Below are 19,920 nucleotides of genomic sequence, written 5' to 3' on the forward strand. Positions count from 1 at the left end.
ATCCATGACAATAATTTGATTGTATCAGATTACTGAGATTACCATCTGTCTGACAAATGCTCAAGCCTGCGGGCAAAACGTAGATAACGAGGTCAACGTGGTTAATTCAGTGGTACATAAAACCGATCCCAGCTCAGTTTCCGGCTGGGTTAACGGCCTGTTGGGAGTCGTGATTTTTAGTGGCTCGTTACCTGCCACGCGTGTCGCCGTACTTGATATGGATCCGTTTTTCCTGACATTCCTCCGGGCGTCCATTGCCGGAATACTGGCAGTCATGTTGATCTTCGGTTTCCGGGAAAAACGCCCACACGCATCGCACCTCATCCCACTTGTCATCGTGGCTCTGGGCGTGGTGATTGGCTTTCCGCTGCTGACGGCGATGGCCTTGCAACATGTCACCTCTGCCCACTCGATCGTCTTTCTGGGGCTTCTGCCCCTGACAACCGCGACTTTTGGCGTCCTGCGGGGTGGCGAACGACCTAAACTGGCCTTCTGGATCTTCTCAGTGATTGGCAGTCTGCTGGTGATGGGATTTGCTCTCTCGCAAGGTGCCTCCGTTTCGCTTACCGGTGATTTACTGATGCTGTCGGCTGTGATTGCCTGTGGTCTGGGTTATGCCGAGGGTGCCAAACTGACCCGCGTACTGGGCGGATGGCAGGTTATCAGTTGGGCACTGATTATTTCTCTGCCCTTCATGCTCATCGCGTCCTTGCTCACCATGCCAACCACATTTTCCGGCATCGGAACGTCAGCCTGGGTCTCGCTGGGGTATGTGTCGATCTTCAGCATGCTGATTGGTTTTATCTTCTGGTACAAAGGGCTGGCAATCGGAGGCATTGCTGCGGTCGGCCAGCTGCAACTTCTGCAGCCTTTCTTTGGTCTGGGTCTTTCGGCCACGCTCCTGCATGAAACCGTCAGCCCCCTGATGGTGCTGATCACACTGGGAGTCATTCTGTGTGTGATCGGTTCCCGTAAGTTCGCCCAATAGGAAACGCTCGCCGGAAATCATCCTGGTCCGGGGAATAATTATTTCTTTTATAAGGAAGCAAACATGTTTACTGGTCTGAGTGCATTTCCCCTCACGCCCCTTGCCGATGGTGAAATAGCAGAAGCTTCATTTGTATCGTTGATTGAGAATCTGGCTGGCGCAGGAGTGAATTCTATCGGCGCGCTGGGTTCGACAGGCAGTTATGCCTATCTGACTCGCGAACAGCGGCTCAGAGCTACAAGGCTGGCGGTAAACGCAGCTGCAGAAATCCCGGTAATGACCAGTATTGGGCATGTCAGTACTGATGAAGTGATGAGGCTCGCGGAAGATGCACAAAACGCCGGTGTCAGCGGTGTGCTTCTGGCACCGGTGTCCTATCAAAGACTGACATCCGATGAAGTGTTTCGTCTGTATGACAGAGTATCAACAGAGCTGTCTGTACCGCTTTGCATTTATGATAATGCGGCCACCACAGGGTTCGAGTTCACGGATGAATTGTTGGTTGCACTTTCCTACCTCAAGAACATTGGCTCGATTAAAATCGGCGATCTTCCAGCTGACTGGAATGCAGCCCTGGGGCGTGTAGGAAGCCTGAAAAGCAGGGTTTCTGAAGGCGTTACCATTGGGATCAGCGGTGACGCACAGTCTGCCTTCGGTATGATTGCCGGCTGTGATGTCTGGTATTCAGTACTTGGCGGGCTGTTCCCTCACTATTCCCTGAGTCTGGCGCAGGCTGCGCTAAGTAAGGATGAAAGTGAGACACATCAGCTCAATACGGCACTTGAACCTCTGTGGGTGTTTTACCGCCGTCACGGCAGCCTGAGGGTTATCGCCACGGTCGCTGAGCTCCTCGGTACCGTTCCAGTTCCTTGCTTACCCTTCCCGCTTCAGACACTGATTGGGAAAGAACGATCGGCCCTGGAAAAAACATTGGTGCGCTTAGACTTCCTGGCATGAACCGTCATTATCATGAATTCACGGGTAACTGATATGAATAACTTACTCGCACGCATCGAAGCATCTGTCGAAGCACTAGTCTCAAAAAACGGGGAGGCGGAAACTATTCTGCCCTATATGCACATTCACCGGTTCAATACGATGCATATCCCTGTTCCTGATCCCGGAGAGCCGTTTCTGTATATGGTTATCAGAGGCCGTCTTCTGCTTTTTAATGCCAATGGCATCAGTGAATGCAGACAGGGGCAATATTTTATTTCCCCTGTCGATGTTCCCTCCTCTGGCGTTTTTCCTGAGGCAAAGGAATCAAAGCCTTTTTTAGCCTTATCAGTGAATTTCTCCCTGGCAGATATCATTGGCGTCATTCTGGATACTGAAGGAGATACACCTTTTGAGAGTTCAGCAGGCAAGAAAAATCACGATGATATTGAAAATACTGAGTATTTACTCTCCATTCTGGAGCGTATGTTGTCGTTGAGCAGCCACCCGTCAAGGGTTGGCTTTATGGGGAATCACCTTAAACGGGAATTGATGTTTGCCATTCTTACTGGCCGTTTTGGTGATGCTTTGCTTAAAGGCGTGATGAATATTCAAAATGCCGGGGATATCTATCAGGTTAACAGCTGGATAAAACAGAATTTCAGAGATGTTTTCAGTGTACAGGAACTCGCAGATAAAACCCGGATGAGTGTTTCACGCTTTCATCAAAAGTTTAAAACAGCAGTCGGTATGGGGCCGCTACAGTGCCAGAAGCAATTACGTCTGAGCGAAGCAAGGCGACTTATGCTGGTACAAGACCTGTCCGTCACAGAAGCCGGCATGGAAGTGGGTTACGAAAGCCTTTCGCAGTTTATACGGGACTATCGCCGCCAGTTTGGGCTCACCCCTCTCAAAGATATTCAGCAACTGCGTAGCGCAACAAAAAAATAGCCCGCTTAAGAGCGGGCTGCGGTAAGAAATGCTAACTATCAGGCATTCATGCTGAGAACTGCACGGAAGTGCGTTTTGGCTGCCATCATTTTATCAAACGCTTCTTTTGCGCGTTCGAGAGGGAAAACTTCTGTCATTGGGCGAACATCCGTCAGCACGCTGAATTTGATTGCGGCTTCCATTTCGTTAATGTCGGTGAATGTCCCTTTTACCGCATTTGGCCCCATCAGGAAGTCCATTGCAGACCAGTCAAGTTTTTCATCAGAAACGGCAGCAATAATCAGTTCACCGTCTTTACCCAGGCCTTTGATTAAGGGATTGATGGCACTGGCAACGGGAGCTGTTGCGATAATCACTTTAGCCCCCCCCATTGCCTGCAGCGCATTAGCAATATCGGTGGTCTGAGTATCGATGTACTCATGAGCGCCTAACTCACGACACAGCGTTTCTTTATCAGTCCCGCGTGAAATTGCGACGGTACGGAAGCCCGATTTTTTAGCGTATTGAATGGCCAGATGCCCCAGGCCACCAACGCCAGAAATGGCAACCAAATCGCCGGGACGAGCCTTACTGTTTCGAAGCGCACTGAAAACAGTTTCGCCAGCACAAAGTAGCGGTGCCGCATCTGTGGAGGAGAGATCGTCAGGGATAAGAATAAGGCCGTCTTCATAGGCCACCATATATTCTGCATATCCCCCATCGATGGTCAGAGCCGTCGTATGCCCGTGACCGCCATGCCAACCAGCCCCTACTCGCTGACCTGTTTTCCACTTTGAGGCTCCAGGGCCTGATTTTTCCACAATGCCCACCACTTCATGACCGGGAATACGAGGGAAGGCGGAGGACATGCCTTCGCTGACTTTAGCGTCTCCGTGGCACACGCCGCAGGCTTCAACCCGGATCAGAACCTGTCCTTCCTGTGGTTCCGGGATGTCGATCTCAACAAGTGTCATCGGCTCGCCTTTTGCCAGAACCTGAATCGCTTTCATTTTTGCCATGTCAGGGCATCTCCTGTATTGCGTGTTTTAAAAGTACGGTCAGATGAACAATTCATCAGATGACCGAAGTGACGCTTATTTTAGAAAGGTGTTTTCAGAGAGGCTTGCCCGAAACAGTGAGAAAAAGACACGATCCTGCTTCCTTCATTTATCGCCGCATGTCACTGACGCAGTCATTCCACTGGCGAAAGGAACGTATTAAAAAACGCGATGATTGAGCAAGTAATCAGACATCAGCCGGCCTGATAATAACGACCTGAACCGGTTGGGCGGTCAGTGAGTCTGTAGAACCACTGCCTGATATATTTGATGAGGAATCAGAATGTTAAATATTAGAAATACAGCAATAGTATTGTCTTTGTCTATTGCAAGTGCAGTGACTTATGCTCAGGACACATCAGTACTGAACCCGCAACTCATCAATGCCATGAGCACCGCAGCGCACGATGAAGCACGTAAGCTGGGCGTTGATATCAGCTTTTCCGTAGTAGATGAAAAAGGGTGGCCGGTATTTTTCCAACGCTACGATAACAGCCATGCTGTTAACGACCGTGCTGGTGCCCAAAAAGGCTTACACCTCGGCTATTACCCGCTTGCCTTCGGGTGAACTGGAAAAACTGACCGCGCCGGGTGCTCCGCTTTACGGCATAAACACGGCAGATCCAAAACTGATCCTGATCGCAGGTGGCTATCCTCTGACTTATAAAGGTAAGGTGGTCGGTGCGCTAGGGGTTGGCGGTGGTAGTTGGGAACAGGATGAGCAGATGGGGCAGGCAGCCCTAAAAGCATTTAAAACTGTAGTAGAGAAATGATCGACTAACTGTTAGCCTTTTCTCCCGGTCGCTTCTCGGCCGGGAATGCTTATCAAAGACGTTATAGCTGGCTAGTTTACAAACACTTATGTTTTCAAAAGCTATGACGATAATTTTCACTTTGGCCTCGTTTTCTCAAGCGTCGTTTCCTTTGTATTGTCCCCTTTTCGTTGTGTGCATTTTTTTGGTACTTGTGTATATCACTGTTTTAACAGTGGAGCACGTATCCCAAAGGTCCGCTTCTGGCACAAATCCGACGCTGAAAACCACGCTGGCAATGATGAAGGCGCTGGGTATTGGATTGACCATTTAAGCTTGAATGGGGATATCAGCCAAAGCTTACTTTCAGCGTGCCCTGCACATTACCCTCTTTTCCTACCACAATCTCCACATCGCGGCCCAGTTTCACCAGACACTCCAGCATCTTTGCTTCACTGATACCGCGAAACTGCCCGCGTAATAAGTTGGAAAGCTTGGGCTGCGTCATCCCCAGCATCTGTGCAGCCTGCTGCTGTGTTAACCCTTTGCATTGCAAAATCTCACCAATCACCATTGCCAGTTGCGCCTTCAACTGCATCTGTTCCGCGTCATACTCACCCAAATCAGCGTAAACGTTGCCGCTACTGGTTTCGACATCATGTGACATATCCACTCTCCTGCGCATGCCGCTGTGCAGCCTTAAGCCGCTGGTAAATCAAATTAATTTCGGGTTTGGGCGTTGCCTTCCCGGAAACAGATTTTTTCTGAAAAACATGCAGAACATAAACTGCATTTTTCAACTGGATAGTGTAAACCGCCCGCCATGTGTTGCCGTGATAATCCTCTACAACTTCCAGAACCCCCGCCCCACCAAATCCTTTTAACGGTTTAGTCTGTGAATGCTGCCTACCCTGCTGCGCCAGCCAAAGAGCAAACCCAAACATATCCCGAACATGTTCTGGCATTCCCTGTAGATCTTTCCTGGCATGCCCAACCCAGTAAAGTGGTTTCGTCATCCCTCCCCCTTGATTATATCCATATAGGTATAAAACACCATCACCCGCCAGAAGAATAAATCAACAATCTCGCTTTCAGCCGAATTAAAACGCCAGTCTGCGAGCCGCTTTCCAGAACCTCACTTCCAACATCGTGAGCCATATCAGTGAGGCGTTATACTGACGGTGGTAACATGACTGCGGTTGGTAATTTTCTGATTACATGGAGAAATGATGGAACTGCTTTTATTGAGTAACTCGACGCTGCCGGGCAAAGGCTGGATGGAACATGCGCTGCCGCTAATTGCTGAGCAGCTGAATGGTCGCCGTACGGCGGTGTTTATTCCGTTCGCTGGCGTGACGCAAACCTGGGATGAGTACACGGCGAAAACGGCAGCCATCTTTGCGCCAATGGGCGTCAACGTTACGGGTATTCATACCGTTGTCGATCCGATTGCCGCTATTGAAAATGCAGAGCTGGTGATTGTCGGCGGGGGTAATACCTTCCAGTTACTGAAAGAAAGCCGCGAACGCGGACTGCTGGCGCCGATTGTGGATGTCGTCAAACGTGGTGCGCTGTACATCGGCTGGAGCGCAGGTTCCAACCTCGCCTGCCAGACCATTCGCACTACCAACGATATGCCGATTGTCGATCCAAAAGGTTTTGATGCGCTGGGTCTGTTTCCGCTGCAGATTAACCCACACTTCACCAACGCGCTGCCGGAAGGCCATAAAGGCGAAACGCGTGAACAGCGTATTCGCGAGCTGCTGGTGGTAGCACCAGAGCTGACGGTGATTGGCCTGCCGGAAGGTAACTGGATCAAGGTGAGTAACGGTCAGTCCGTGCTCGGCGGCCCGAACACCACGTACATCTTTAAAGCGGGTGAAGAGGCGGTTGCCGTTGAGGCCGGTCACTGCTTTTAGTTGATGGGTTGTCTGATGCCGGATGCGGCTTCGTCTTATCCGGGCTACCACTGTAGGCCGGATAAGCGCAGCGCCACCGGGCAACATTTCACCTGTCCTCGTTAGTACTCACGCTCGTCATCTTCATCCGGCTGTTCCAGCACACTGTAAGCCACGGAGCAAAACAGTGAATTCAGACGCTGCATATCGCCCAGCAATGCCAGATGCAGGGAGCTGGTCTCAATGCTCTGCACGTTCTGCTGATGCAGGCGGTCGACGTGCGCATGCGAATAACGACGATTGAGAATACGGAAACGGTGCTTGCTGCGGCGCAGACGGCGGGCGCTGGTCACATCACCAGAGAAGAACACCGACATCGCCAGTTGCAGGTTACTGAGCAGCAGATCGTAGAGCGCATCCAGCTCTTTCAGCCCTTCGACAGAGAATGCCCGCCGCGCCGCCAACGACTTATCGGCTATCTCGCTGCCCATACGTTCAACGATATCGGAAGCCTGCTCGAGGTTGAGCGACATTTCGATAATCTCCGCCCAGCGACGCGACTCTTCTTCCGCCAGTTCATCCTTTGGCATCCGCGCCAGATAGAGCTTAATTGCCGTGTACAGCACGTTAATGTCGTCCGCCATCCTGCGCAGCTCTTTCTCTTCGCGCGGTTCGCCATGCATCACCTTTTTTAGCCCATCCATCATCTGCTCCATCGCATCGCCAATACGCAGAGCTTCGCGGGCAGCATTCGCCAGAGCGAGCGTAGGCGTGTCCAGCGCGCTGACATCCAGATGCTTGGGCTTCAGATGCGCGTCCAGTTCCGGCTCATCGCGGATGATACGCTTACAAAAACGCGCCATCGGTTCGGCAAACGGTACCATCGCCACGCAGCGCACCAGGTTGTAGAACACGTGGAAGTAGATAACCAGTTCGGATTTCGGCAGCGGTAGCTCATCCATCAAATTCGCCAACGGATGAACAAATGGCAGGATAATCAGGCTGCCCACCAGCTTAAACAGCAGGCTGCCGAGCGCCACGCGACGGGCAGCGGCATTCGCAGCGCTGTTGTTGAGCATCGCCAACAGGCCAGAGCCGAGGTTGGCACCAATCACCAGGCACAGCGCCACCGGGAACGAGATAATGCCCGCTGCGGTCAGCGTTGCCGTCAGCAGCACCGCTGCCAGACTGGAGTAACTGATAATCGCGAACATGGCGCCGATCAGCGCATCGAGCATGATATCGCCGGTTAGCGAGGCGAAAATCACCTGTACACCATTGGCCTGAGTGATCGGCGTTACCGCCTGCACAATCAGCTCCAGCGCCAGCAAAATCAACCCCAGACCAATACCTACCCGGCCCAGCTGTCCGGCACGAGACTGCTTGCGCCCAAGAAAGAAAATGACGCCGATAAAAATCAGCAAGGGCGACAGCCAGGAGAGATCGAAGGTCAGGATACGCGCCATCAGCGCGGTCCCCACGTCGGCACCCAGCACAATGACTAACGCAGGGGTAAGCGCCACCAGGTCCTGCGCGACGAATGAGGTCACCAGCATAGTGGTAGCGTTGCTGCTTTGCACCAGAGCAGTCACGCCGATCCCCGCACAAAAGGCGAGCGGCTTCTTTTCAACACTACGGCTGAGCACAGTGCGTAAACGGGCACCAAAGACGCGCATCACGCCGGTACGCACAATATGCGTACCCCAGACCAGCATAGAAACCGCAGAAAGCAGGTGTAACAGAGTCAGCACGGAATCAGGTTCTCCTTATCGTTATATGTTCCTGAGGTTCATCGCCATGACATACCGCCTGATGGCGCTACGCTTATCAGGCCGACAAAAATGTGCCATCCGGCAAGCAGTAACGATGAACGTTCTTTCAGTATAAGGGTTTAAACGTAAGAAAGAGACAGGGCACTCATTGAGCGCCCTGTTTGTTGTAAAGAAAGATGACAGTTTTGTGAATCAGTCAGCGTCGTAGCCGAGGTTTGGCGCTAACCAGCGCTCCACTTCCGCCACGCTCATCCCTTTACGGAAGGCATAATCTTCAACCTGATCGCGCTGGATTTGCGCCACGGCGTAGTACTTGCTGTCCGGATGGCTGAAATACCAGCCGGAGACCGACGCGCCTGGCCACATGGCGAAAGATTCGGTGAGCTTCATCCCGGTGTGCGCTTCCACATCCAGCAGTTCCCAGATGGTGGCCTTTTCGGTGTGTTCCGGGCACGCCGGATAGCCTGGTGCCGGGCGAATCCCCTGGTAGTTTTCGCGGATCAGCTCCTCGTTACTGAGGTTCTCATTCGCCGCATAGCCCCAGTAGACTTTACGTACGCGCTCATGCAGATATTCCGCGAACGCTTCCGCCAGACGGTCGGCGATCGCTTTCACCATGATCTTGTTGTAGTCGTCGTGCTGGGCTTCGAAGGCATCCGCCAGCGCATCTTCTTCCAGACCACCGGTCACCGCGAAAGCACCGATGTAATCCGCTTTGCCGCTCAATTTCGGCGCGACAAAGTCAGACAGGCAGTAGTTGGCGAAACCGACTTTTTCCGTCTGCTGGCGCAGATGATGACTCACGTTGATGACGTGCGTACGCGTCTCGTCACGGTAAATCTCGATGTCGTCACCCACGCGGTTGGCCGGGAATAAACCCACCACGCCGCGCGGATTCAGGGTCTTCTCAGCGCTGAGTGTATCCAGCATGTCGTTGGCGTCTTTGAACAGGCGCTTCGCCTCTTCTCCTACCACCTCATCTTCAAGAATGCGCGGATATTTCCCGGCCAGCGACCAGGTCATAAAGAACGGCGTCCAGTCGATGTAGTTGCGCAGAGTTTCGATGCTGGCTTCCACTTCCTGTACGCCCAGGCGATGGGCCACCGGCGGGGTATAACTTTCCCAGTCAAACGCCAGATCGTTTTCACGCGCCGCGGCCAGCGTTACCGGTGGGGTGCGCGGTTTTTTACGCGCATGCTGGATACGTACGGTTTCGTACTCTTTACGCGTACGGGCAACGAAGTCGTCACGCTGAGTATCGGAAAGCAACGCGGCAACGACGCCAACGGTACGCGAGGCGTTCTGCACGTACACCGTCGGGCCGCTGTAGTTCTGCTCGATTTTCACCGCTGTATGCGCTTTGGATGTGGTCGCTCCGCCAATCAACAGCGGAATGGTAAAGCCCTGACGCTCCATCTCTTTCGCCACGTTAACCATTTCATCCAGCGACGGGGTGATCAGCCCGGAAAGGCCAATCAGATCCGCATTCACTTCGCGTGCGGTGCGCAGGATTTTCTCCGCCGGCACCATCACACCCAGATCGACGATTTCGTAGTTGTTACATTGCAGCACCACGCCGACAATGTTTTTACCGATATCGTGCACGTCGCCCTTCACGGTCGCGATGACCATCTTGCCGTTGCTGGAGCCTTTCTCTTTGCTGGCTTCAATGTACGGCTCAAGGTAGGCCACTGCCTGCTTCATTACGCGGGCGGATTTCACTACCTGCGGCAGGAACATTTTTCCCTCGCCGAACAGGTCGCCGACCACATTCATACCGTCCATCAGCGGTCCTTCGATAACTTCGATCGGGCGGGCAGCCTGCTGGCGCGCTTCTTCGGTATCCAGCTCAATAAATTCAGTAATGCCTTTCACCAGCGAGTATTCGAGGCGTTTTTTCACGTCCCAGCTACGCCATTCCGCCAGTTGGGTGTTTGCGGTGTCGTCAGTTTTACTGCCGCGGTACTTTTCGGCCAGCTCCAGCAGACGTTCAGTACCATCGTCGCGACGGTTGAGGATCACATCTTCAACCGCATCGCGCAGTTCTGCAGGCAGGTCGTCGTAAATTGCCAGCTGTCCGGCGTTGACGATCCCCATATCCATACCGTTACGGATGGCGTAGTAGAGGAATACCGCGTGGATAGCTTCACGCACCGGGTCGTTACCACGGAACGAGAACGACACGTTGGAGACGCCGCCAGAGATCAGTGCATGCGGCAGTTCACGTTTAATATCTTCGCACGCGCCGATAAAGTCCTGAGCATAGTTGTTGTGCTCGTCGATACCCGTTGCAACCGCAAAGATGTTCGGGTCGAAGATGATGTCTTCCGGCGGGAAGCCCACCTCTTCGGTAAGAATTTTGTACGCCCGACGGCAGATTTCGATTTTACGTGCGCGGGTGTCGGCCTGCCCTTGCTCGTCAAAGGCCATCACCACCACCGCAGCACCGTAACGACGCAGCAGCTTCGCGTGATGGATAAAGGTCTCAACCCCCTCTTTCATCGAGATGGAGTTAACGATGCCTTTACCCTGAATGCACTTCAGGCCTTTCTCGATGACGTCCCACTTCGAGGAGTCGATCATAATCGGTACACGGGCGATATCCGGCTCCCCGGCGATCAGGTTGAGGAAACGCACCATCGCCGCTTCGGCGTCGAGCATCCCCTCATCCATGTTGATATCGATGATCTGTGCGCCGCTTTCCACCTGCTGGCGGGCCACGTCCAGCGCTTCGCTGTATTTCTCTTCTTTAATCAGGCGCTTAAATTTGGCAGAACCGGTGACGTTAGTCCGTTCACCGACGTTGACGAATAAACTGTCGTCGCCAATGTTCAGCGGCTCAAGGCCGGACAGACGACAGGCTACCGGGATTTCAGGCAGCTGGCGCGGCGGCAAGCCATCCACCGCGCGGCTCATGGCGGCAATATGTTCTGGCGTGGTGCCGCAGCAACCGCCGACGATATTCAGGAAACCGGCCTCAGCCCACTCGCGAATCTGCGCCGCCATGGTATCGGCGTCGAGATCGTACTCACCAAAGGCGTTTGGCAGCCCGGCATTCGGGTGTGCGGTAACGTAGCATTCGGCAATGCGCGACAACTCCTGCACATACTGGCGCAGCTCGTCCGGACCTAAGGCGCAGTTCAGACCAAAGGTCAGCGCATCGGCGTGGCGCAGCGAATTATAAAACGCTTCGGTGGTCTGGCCGGAGAGCGTACGTCCGGAGGCATCGGTTATCGTGCCGGAGAGCATGATCGGCAGCTCAACGCCCAGCGCTTCAAATTCGGTTTTCACCGCAAAAATCGCCGCCTTGGCGTTGAGGGTATCGAAAACAGTTTCAATCAGAATCAGGTCACTGCCGCCTTCCACCAGCGCTTTGGTGGATTCACGGTAGGCGGCCACCAGCTGATCAAAGGTAATGTTGCGATAAGCCGGGTCGTTAACATCAGGCGAGATAGACGCCGTACGGTTAGTTGGGCCGAGCACGCCCGCAACATAGCGCGGTTTTTCTGGTGTACGCGCTGTCCATTCGTCAGCCGCCGCACGCGCCAGTTTAGCTGCCGTAAAGTTGATTTCCGCCGACAGGGATTCCATCTGGTAATCCGCCATGGCGATAGTCGTGGAGTTAAAGGTGTTGGTTTCGATGATATCCGCGCCGGCTTCAAAGTAGGCGTTATGAATCGCGGTGATCACCTCCGGTTTGCTAAGCACCAACAGGTCGTTGTTGCCTTTCAGATCGCACGGCCAGTCGGCAAAGCGTTCGCCGCGGAAATCCTCTTCGCTCAGACGGTAACCCTGGATCATGGTGCCCATACCGCCGTCCAATACCAGAATACGTTCTTTTAACTGCTGACGTAATTGTTCAACTTTGCTGCTCACACTCGCTCCCGACAACGCTCAACCAGACCGAAAAAAACTCAACAGGTCATACTGGCACAAACCTGAGAGACGGAAAAGCAAACAACGGGCAACATGAGACATGTTCAGCTTCACTCATCCGATCAGTGCAGGAATTCTTGCATTATAATCGAATAAAACGAAAATGATTTCCACGATACAGAAAAGGAGTCTGCTATGGTTGCCACTGTCCCCGCGAAACGCGGAAGAAAACCCGCCGCCACTACTACGCCTGCAACCGGGCAGGTTCAGTCTCTGACCCGAGGCCTGAAACTCCTCGAGTGGATTGCGGAATCTAACGGTAGCGTTGCGCTAACCGAGCTGGCACAGCAGGCTGGCTTGCCTAACTCCACCACTCACCGATTGTTGACGACCATGCAGCAGCAGGGTTTTGTCCGCCAGGTGGGTGAATTAGGCCACTGGGCCGTCGGCGCACATGCGTTTATTGTTGGCAGCAGCTTTTTGCAAAGCCGCAACCTGCTGGCGATTGTCCACCCGATTCTACGCAAGCTAATGGAAGACTCTGGTGAGACGGTAAATCTGGCCGTGCTGGATCAGAGCGACCATCAGGCCATTATTATCGACCAGGTGCAGTGTACCCAGCTGATGCGTATGTCCGCGCCCATCGGTGGCAAGCTGCCGATGCATGCCTCCGGCGCGGGTAAGGCGTTTTTATCCCAACTGAGCGAAGAACAGGTTACCGGTCTGCTGCACCGCAAAGGACTACACGCTTATACTCACGCCACGCTGGTTTCCCCCGTCCATCTGAAAGAAGATCTCGCGCAAACACGCAAACGCGGCTACTCATTTGATGATGAAGAACATGCGCTGGGTTTGCGCTGCGTGGCATCGTGCATCTATGACGAGCACCGCGAGCCGTTCGCCGCCATCTCTATCTCAGGGCCAATCTCACGGATTACCGACGACCGCGTTACCGAGTTTGGCGCACTGGCTATCAAAGCAGCAAAAGAAGTGACGCTGGCGTACGGCGGGTTTCGTTAAGATGGGATGCCGGGTGGCAGCTACGCCTTACCCGGCCTACAGAGAATCATGCAAACCTTACGCTAAACCGTTGCTTTCGCCGATAAGCGTAAACATCTTCCACATGTCCTTCGCGGATCCGCGTTTGCAAACCCCGCCAATAGTCGGCGCTAAACAGCTCGGCGTGCATCTCTTCAAATAGCGGCCCGATACGCGGGTCGGCACAAAGCCAGTGACGAAATTCTTCCGGGAAAACATCTCCCGGCGACACGCTATACCACGGCTCTGCGCTCATCTCATCTTCCGGGTAACGCGGTGGAGGGATGTGGCGGAAATTCACTTCCGTCATGTAGCAAATTTCATCGTAATCGTAGAACACCACCCGTCCGTGACGGGTCACGCCGAAGTTCTTAAACAGCATATCACCGGGGAAAATATTGGCCGCTGCCAGTTGGCGAATCGCGTTGCCGTACTCTTCAATGGCATCACGCAGTTGCTGGCCTTCAACCTGCTCCAGCCAGATATTCAGCGGTACCATCCGCCGTTCGATATACAGATGGCGAATCACAATCTGATCGCCGAGGTCGGTAATTTTTTCCGGTGCTTCCTGTAACAACAGCGCCATCAGCGCCGGGTCGATTTGCCGTTTATCCAGCACAAAGTTCTCGAATTCCTGGGTATCCGCCATCCGACCGACGCGATCGTGCTCCTTTACCAGTTGATAGCAGGCGCGAACATGGGCAGCCGACATCTCTTTCTGCGGTGCAAATTTGTCTTTGATAACTTTAAAGACCCGGTCGAACCCCGGCAGGGTAAACACCAGCATCACCATGCCACGAATGCCCGGCGCTTCAATAAACTGTTCATCGCTCCCGGCAAGATAGAGCAGATATTCGCGATAGCTTTCCGTTTTCGCGTGCTTCTGGCAGCCAATCGCCATGTACAGTTCAGCGGTGGTTTTGCCGGGTAGGATCTCACGCAACCACTCCACCGTCGCTGCAGGCAGTGGCGCATAAACCATAAAATAGGAGCGGGCGAAGCCGAACACGATACTGGCTTCCGCCGTCGTGGTCAGGCAGGTATCGATAAACAACTCGCCTTCATCAGTACGGTGTATCGGTAATAGAAAGGGCAATGTCCCCGAAGGTGTAATGAGCTTCCCGACCAGCCAGGCGGCTTTGTTGCGATAAAACAGCTCGTTTGCCGCCTGCAAATGACAGCGCGACAACACCTCCCCGCCAAAGGTTTCCGTCAGGTGTTCGATGATGTAGTGGATATCTCGCTGTTTGTTTTGCCACGGCAGACGCAAAGGGAGATCGCTGAGGACACGCGTCAGCAGCCATTCCCAACCAGAGTCGGGGAAAAAGTCTTTCGCCAACGGGCGTGGGATAGTGCGAAATCGACGTTCCGGCTGAGAGCTGAAAATAAACAACCGCTCGGGAGTCAGCGAGCGGTGGTCAAATAACCGACAATACACGGAGTTAAAAAAGCTCTCCGCAATCTCGAAGCGAGGGTAGTCCGGCAATAGCCGGGTATAGTGCTCTTTCACGCGAAGTAAAAAACCCGCGTCGGTGCTTTTACCGTCAGTAATACAGCGCAGTTGTTCCACCACCAGACCCACATGATGATCGTAAAGGTGGATACGACTTTTCATCGCCTGTTGAACAGCATGCCAGTCGGCATGTTCAAAACGCTGTTGCGCGCCGGAGGTAACTTCCAGAAATCGACCATACTGCGCGTCGAAACCTTGCAGGATGGTTTGAGCTATCAGTAATTCCAGGCCACGCGACATCGATTTCTCCCATCCGGCACAACGTCATGCCGGATGGCGCGTTCGCTTATCCGGCCTACATTCTTTTGTAGGCCCGGTAAGCGCAGCGCCACCGGGCAGTGATCAGAACTGCGATTCTTCGGTAGAGCCCGTTAATGCGGTCACTGAAGAGGCACCACCCTGAATGATGGTAGTCACTTTATCGAAGTAGCCTGTCCCCACTTCCTGCTGGTGGGAAACGAAGGTATACCCGTCTTTGGCTGCAGCAAATTCTGGTTGCTGAACTTTTTCAACGTAGTGGCGCATGCCTTCACCCTGCGCATAGGAATGTGCGAGGTCGAACATGTTGAACCACATGCTGTGGATGCCCGCCAGGGTAATAAACTGGTATTTATAGCCCATGTCAGACAGCTGCTGCTGGAAGCTGGCGATGGTTTTATCGTCCAGATTTTTCTGCCAGTTAAATGACGGCGAGCAGTTATAGGCCAGCAGTTTGCCAGGGTACTTAGCGTGGATCGCATCGGCAAAACGCTTCGCCAGTTCGAGGTCCGGCGTGGAAGTTTCACACCATACCAGGTCCGCATACGGCGCATACGCCAGACCACGGCTGATCGCCTGCTCAATACCCGCATGCGTACGGTAGAAGCCTTCACTGGTGCGTTCACCAGTGATGAATTCACTGTCGTACGGATCGCAGTCGGAGGTGATCAAATCTGCCGCATCGGCATCGGTACGGGCAATCACCAGTGTCGGTACGCCCATCACGTCAGCCGCCAGGCGAGCGGCTACCAGTTTCTGGATAGCTTCCTGGGTCGGCACCAGCACTTTGCCGCCCATATGGCCGCATTTTTTGACAGATGCGAGCTGATCTTCGAAGTGAACGGCCGCTGCACCGGCCTCAATCATCGACTTCATCAGTTCGAACGCGTTCAGTACACCGCCAAAACCCGCTTCAGCATCGGCTACGATCGGCAGGAAGTAATCCACGTAGCGCGGATCGTTCGGCTCAATACCGGTTGACCACTGGATCTGATCCGCACGACGGAAAGTGTTGTTGATCCTGTCCACCACTGCCGGGACAGAGTTCGCTGGGTACAGTGACTGGTCCGGGTACATGCTGGACGCCAGGTTGGCATCCGCCGCGACCTGCCAGCCAGAAAGGTAGACCGCCTCAATACCTGCTTTCGCCTGCTGCAGCGCCTGACCACCGGTCAGCGCACCGAGGCTGTTGATATACCCTTTCTTCGCTTCGCCGTGCAGTAAACGCCACATTTTCGCTGCACCAAGCTGCGCCAGCGTACATTCCGGGTTGACCGAGCCACGTAATTTCACCACTTCCTCCGCGCTATATGGACGGGTGATGCCTTCCCAGCGCGGTTGAGTCCATTCTTTCTGTAATTCTTCGATTTGTTGAGTACGGGTTTTCATGTGCAGATGCTCCATATTGTTATGTGGTGGATTACGCCAGCAGGCGGTAGCCTGGCAGGGTCAAGAAATCGATCAGTTCATCAGAGGTAGTAATTTGCTCCATCAGGCGCGCGGCATCATCAAAACGCCCGCTGCTGTAGCGGTGCTCGCCCAGCTCGTCCTGAATCACCAGCATCTCTTCGGCCAGCATCTGACGGAACAGCGGCTTGGTCACCGGCTTACCGTTGCTGAGCGTTTTCTGGTGGTGGATCCACTGCCAGATGGAAGTACGGGAGATTTCGGCGGTGGCCGCATCTTCCATCAGACCGTAAATCGGTACGCAGCCGTTGCCTGAGATCCACGCTTCGATGTACTGCACCGCGACACGGATGTTGGCGCGCATGCCTTCTTCGGTACGCTCACCTTCACAAGGCGCCAGCAGTTGTTCTGCGGTAATCGGTGCATCTTCATTGCGGGTCACAAACAGCTGGTTTTTGTTATCGCCCAGTACCTCATCGAAAATCGCCATCGCGGTATCAGCCAGCCCAGGGTGTGCAACCCAGGTCCCGTCATGACCGTTATTTGCTTCCAGCGATTTATCGGCTTTTACTTTGGCCAGAACCTGGTTGTTACGCTCGGCGTCTTTACTGGGAATGAACGCGGCCATGCCGCCCATCGCGAACGCGCCGCGTTTATGACAGGTTTTAATCAGCAGACGCGAATAGGCGCTGAGGAAAGGCTTATCCATCGTCACCACCTGACGGTCAGGCAGCACGCGGTCTGGGTGATTTTTCAGCGTTTTGATATAGCTAAAAATGTAATCCCAGCGGCCGCAGTTCAGACCCACAATATGGTCACGCAGGGCATGCAGGATTTCGTCCATCTGGAAGACGGCCGGCAGCGTTTCAATCAGCAGCGTGGCTTTAATGGTACCGCGCGGTAGGTTAAAGCGGTCCTCTGCATAACTGAATACTTCGCTCCACCAGGCGGCTTCTTGCCAGGCCTGTGTTTTCGGCAGATAGAAATAGGGGCCACTACCTTTTGCCAGCAACGCTTTGTAGTTGTGGAAGAAATAGAGGGCAAAGTCGAACAAGCTGCCAGGGATAGATTCGCCACGCCATGTGACGTGTTTTTCCGGCAGATGCAGACCGCGCACACGACACACCAGCAGGGCCGGGTCAGGTTTAAGTTGGTAAATTTTACCGGCTTCGTTGGTGTAGCTGATGGTGCCATTGACCGCATCGCGCAGGTTGATCTGCCCGTCGATAACTTTGCTCCACTCAGGTGCCAGCGAATCTTCAAAGTCAGCCATAAAAACTTTGACGTTCGCATTCAGTGCGTTGATCACCATCTTGCGCTCAACGGGCCCGGTGATCTCTACGCGGCGATCCAGTAAATCATCAGGAATTCCGCGAATTTTCCAGTTACCTTCACGAATGGAAGCTGTTTCCGAAATAAAATCAGGCAACTTACCGTCATCAATATCCTGCTGCTGCTGGATACGGGCAGCGAGAAGTTTATTGCGCTTTGGCGTAAATCGTGTCACCAGTTCAGTCAGAAACTCAACCGCCTCTGCAGTCAGAATTTGCTGTTCCTGCTCGCCATGCGGCCTGGTAAAGACCAGCTCATCGGTTGTTGTTGCCTGTTGATTCATTGCGTAGTTCCTCGTCATTGATCCAAACACATCCCCAATGCGAACGAAGGATCGTTGTGCGGTTTTCGTTCAGCACAACTAAGACTACCCATTTAAATTTCAAAATCAAAAACAATTTCCATTTTTGATTTAATTATCAATTAACTTATTGATAACAATAAAAATAAAAATTAATTACACTGTGAGGTGCATTTCGGAAATAAAAAAGGCACCCGAAGGTGCCTGATTCAACATGCTGAAACGCTTAAGGATCGTTTACCGCAGAAGATTAATCCAGCGTTGGATTCATGTGACGCAGATCATATGGCGTGATCTGGTAGACGTAATAGTTGAGCCAGTTGGTAAACAGCAAATTGCCATGGCTACGCCAGGTCGCTCGCGGTTTGTTTTGCGGATCATTTTTGGGAAAGTAGTTATACGGTACTTCCGGTGTTAAACCCGCTTCTACATCCCGAAAATACTCACTACCCAATGTGTGGGCATCATATTCCGGATGACCCGTCACGAAGGCAATACGCTTATCTTTGCTGGCAAACAGGTAGGCATCCCCTTCCTCTGTTTCCGCAAAGATCTCAAGATCGGTGTAGTCCCTGATCAGTGCAGCAGGGAAATCTGCATAGCGAGAGTGCGGAGCCAGAAACGCATCATCAAAACCACGCGTCAGCAGCGCATGAGGATGCAGAATATGGTGCTCATAAACGCCAGAGAGTTTGTCTGTGCGGGTTTGCTTTGGAATGCCATAAAGAATATTCAGTGCGGCTTGTACCGCCCAACAGACAAATAGCGTCGATGTGACGTGATCTTTCGCCCATTCAAGCACCTGCTTAATCTGCGGCCAGTATGCCACATCGTTAAACTCAACCAGGCCCAGTGGCGCACCGGTCACGATCAGCCCGTCAAAGTTCTGATCGCAGATATCCTCGAAATTACAGTAGAAGTTATTCAGATGTTCCGTTGGCGTGTTGCGTGACTCGCGGGCATCAATGCGTAACAGCTGAACATCCACCTGCAGGGGGGAGTTTGACAGTAAACGCAGGAACTGGTTTTCCGTTTCAATCTTCTTTGGCATCAGGTTGAGGATAAGCACCTTCAGTGGACGAATTTCCTGGCCGGAAGCGCGGGATGTCGTCATGACAAAGACGTTTTCCTCACGTAAGAAACTGACGGCGGGTAGCTCGTCCTGCACGCGAATTGGCATAACCTGATAACCTCACTACATACGTTTAAACGTTTAGACATCCAGATAGCTGAAGATACCCAGGAATCATATGAATGTCGAGCTTGCATGTTCAAGTTGAGAAAGTTTCACGGTTCCTTGCTGTAGAATAGTGCAGTTAACATAAAAGGAGAATGCTATGGCCCTGACCATTCGTCGTTCACGCCGGGATGAAGGCGAGAAGTTAGTTTCTATCTGGTGTCGTTCAGTCGATGCCACGCACCATTTTCTCTCACCTGATTACCGAATTGAGCTGGAAGAGCTGGTACGTTCGTTTTTGCCAGAAGCTCCGCTCTGGGTTGCGGTAACGGAAAATGATGAGCCAGTCGCATTTATGCTGCTGACCGAACAGCATATAGATGCTCTGTTTGTTGATCCGGATATGCGCGGTAGCGGTGTCGGTAAGCTGCTGATTGAACATGCTTTATCGTTAACATCGACACTGACGACTGACGTTAACGAACAAAATGATCAAGCGGTGGGGTTTTATAAGAAGATGGGCTTTAAAGTGACGGGACGCACGGAAGTAGACGATCTCGGACGACCGTATCCGCTACTGAAACTGGTGCTCGGGTAATGATGTAGACAGTTGTAGGCCGGATAAGGCGGGACGCCGCATCCGGCGGTTTTTATCCCGCACAGACGCAAAAAAGCCCATCCGTC

General features: G+C 53.0%; 17 protein-coding genes. 8 read left to right on the forward strand and 9 right to left on the reverse strand.

Features of this window, described 5'->3' with window-relative positions:
• Window positions 1-97: 97 nt before the first annotated feature.
• The 3 genes from FDX19_RS00645 to FDX19_RS00655 all read left to right on the forward strand — a co-directional run bounded on the left by FDX19_RS00645 (window position 98) and on the right by FDX19_RS00655 (window position 2,875).
• Complete coding sequence (locus tag FDX19_RS00645; RefSeq protein WP_137381211.1) at window positions 98-988, forward strand: DMT family transporter; 891 nt, start codon at window positions 98-100, stop codon at window positions 986-988.
• Window positions 989-1,051: 63 nt separating this feature from the next.
• The gene (locus FDX19_RS00650) at window positions 1,052-1,945 is read left to right on the forward strand and encodes a dihydrodipicolinate synthase family protein (RefSeq protein WP_137381212.1); all 894 of its coding nucleotides are present in this window, start codon (window positions 1,052-1,054) and stop codon (window positions 1,943-1,945) included.
• A gap of 33 nt (window positions 1,946-1,978) precedes the next feature.
• Window positions 1,979-2,875, forward strand: a complete 897-nt coding sequence (locus FDX19_RS00655; protein WP_170974321.1) for an AraC family transcriptional regulator — start codon at window positions 1,979-1,981, stop codon at window positions 2,873-2,875.
• A 38-nt stretch (window positions 2,876-2,913) separates the two neighbouring features.
• Here FDX19_RS00655 and FDX19_RS00660 read toward each other — a convergent pair whose 3' ends face one another.
• Window positions 2,914-3,873 carry a zinc-binding dehydrogenase gene (locus FDX19_RS00660; protein WP_137381214.1) on the reverse strand — a complete coding sequence of 320 codons (960 nt, stop codon included), beginning with the start codon at window positions 3,871-3,873 and terminating at the stop codon, window positions 2,914-2,916.
• Between the two features lie 322 nt (window positions 3,874-4,195).
• On the opposite strand from FDX19_RS00660, the gene FDX19_RS25645 reads away from it, so the two are divergent.
• Both FDX19_RS25645 and FDX19_RS00670 read left to right on the forward strand, forming a co-directional pair.
• Complete coding sequence (locus tag FDX19_RS25645; protein ID WP_137381215.1) at window positions 4,196-4,480, forward strand: heme-binding protein; 285 nt, start codon at window positions 4,196-4,198, stop codon at window positions 4,478-4,480.
• Complete coding sequence (locus FDX19_RS00670) at window positions 4,365-4,685, forward strand: heme-binding protein (RefSeq protein ID WP_137381216.1); 321 nt, start codon at window positions 4,365-4,367, stop codon at window positions 4,683-4,685. The genes FDX19_RS25645 and FDX19_RS00670 overlap by 116 nt, the downstream gene beginning before the upstream one ends.
• A gap of 328 nt (window positions 4,686-5,013) precedes the next feature.
• On the opposite strand, the gene FDX19_RS00675 is transcribed toward FDX19_RS00670, so the two are convergent.
• Both FDX19_RS00675 and FDX19_RS00680 read right to left on the reverse strand, forming a co-directional pair.
• Entirely contained in the window at window positions 5,014-5,331 is a 318-nt protein-coding gene (locus FDX19_RS00675; RefSeq protein WP_006688335.1) for a helix-turn-helix domain-containing protein, read from the reverse strand.
• Entirely contained in the window at window positions 5,321-5,680 is a 360-nt protein-coding gene (locus tag FDX19_RS00680) for a type II toxin-antitoxin system RelE/ParE family toxin (RefSeq protein ID WP_137381217.1), read from the reverse strand. Before FDX19_RS00680 ends, FDX19_RS00675 begins: the two co-directional genes overlap by 11 nt.
• A gap of 213 nt (window positions 5,681-5,893) precedes the next feature.
• Here FDX19_RS00680 and pepE point away from each other — a divergent pair, with 213 nt between their 5' ends.
• Window positions 5,894-6,583 (forward strand): dipeptidase PepE, encoded by a 690-nt coding sequence (pepE, locus tag FDX19_RS00685; protein ID WP_137345885.1) that lies wholly within the window; start codon window positions 5,894-5,896, stop codon window positions 6,581-6,583.
• Between the two features lie 101 nt (window positions 6,584-6,684).
• Here pepE and FDX19_RS00690 read toward each other — a convergent pair whose 3' ends face one another.
• Window positions 6,685-8,313, reverse strand: a complete 1,629-nt coding sequence (locus FDX19_RS00690) for a Na/Pi cotransporter family protein (protein WP_061067006.1) — start codon at window positions 8,311-8,313, stop codon at window positions 6,685-6,687.
• A 213-nt stretch (window positions 8,314-8,526) separates the two neighbouring features.
• Entirely contained in the window at window positions 8,527-12,210 is a 3,684-nt protein-coding gene (gene metH, locus FDX19_RS00695) for a methionine synthase (protein WP_137381218.1), read from the reverse strand.
• A 195-nt stretch (window positions 12,211-12,405) separates the two neighbouring features.
• Here metH and iclR point away from each other — a divergent pair, with 195 nt between their 5' ends.
• A complete protein-coding gene (gene iclR / locus FDX19_RS00700; protein WP_137381219.1) occupies window positions 12,406-13,230 on the forward strand; it encodes a glyoxylate bypass operon transcriptional repressor IclR in 825 nt (274 codons plus the stop codon).
• Between the two features lie 46 nt (window positions 13,231-13,276).
• On the opposite strand, the gene aceK is transcribed toward iclR, so the two are convergent.
• The 4 genes from aceK to metA form a co-directional block, all read right to left on the reverse strand.
• The gene (gene aceK, locus FDX19_RS00705) at window positions 13,277-15,001 is read right to left on the reverse strand and encodes a bifunctional isocitrate dehydrogenase kinase/phosphatase (protein WP_137381220.1); all 1,725 of its coding nucleotides are present in this window, start codon (window positions 14,999-15,001) and stop codon (window positions 13,277-13,279) included.
• 102 nt (window positions 15,002-15,103) lie between these two features.
• Window positions 15,104-16,408 (reverse strand): isocitrate lyase, encoded by a 1,305-nt coding sequence (gene aceA / locus FDX19_RS00710; protein WP_137381221.1) that lies wholly within the window; start codon window positions 16,406-16,408, stop codon window positions 15,104-15,106.
• A 31-nt stretch (window positions 16,409-16,439) separates the two neighbouring features.
• Window positions 16,440-18,041, reverse strand: coding sequence for a malate synthase A (gene aceB / locus FDX19_RS00715; RefSeq protein WP_137381222.1), 1,602 nt, complete (start codon window positions 18,039-18,041; stop codon window positions 16,440-16,442).
• 268 nt (window positions 18,042-18,309) lie between these two features.
• Window positions 18,310-19,239, reverse strand: a complete 930-nt coding sequence (gene metA, locus FDX19_RS00720; protein WP_137381223.1) for a homoserine O-succinyltransferase — start codon at window positions 19,237-19,239, stop codon at window positions 18,310-18,312.
• Between the two features lie 157 nt (window positions 19,240-19,396).
• Between metA and FDX19_RS00725 the strand changes: the two genes are divergently transcribed.
• Entirely contained in the window at window positions 19,397-19,834 is a 438-nt protein-coding gene (locus FDX19_RS00725) for an acetyltransferase (protein ID WP_137381224.1), read from the forward strand.
• Window positions 19,835-19,920: the final 86 nt, after the last annotated feature.

The organism is Citrobacter sp. wls619 (assembly GCF_005281345.1).
Classification (GTDB): domain Bacteria; phylum Pseudomonadota; class Gammaproteobacteria; order Enterobacterales; family Enterobacteriaceae; genus Citrobacter.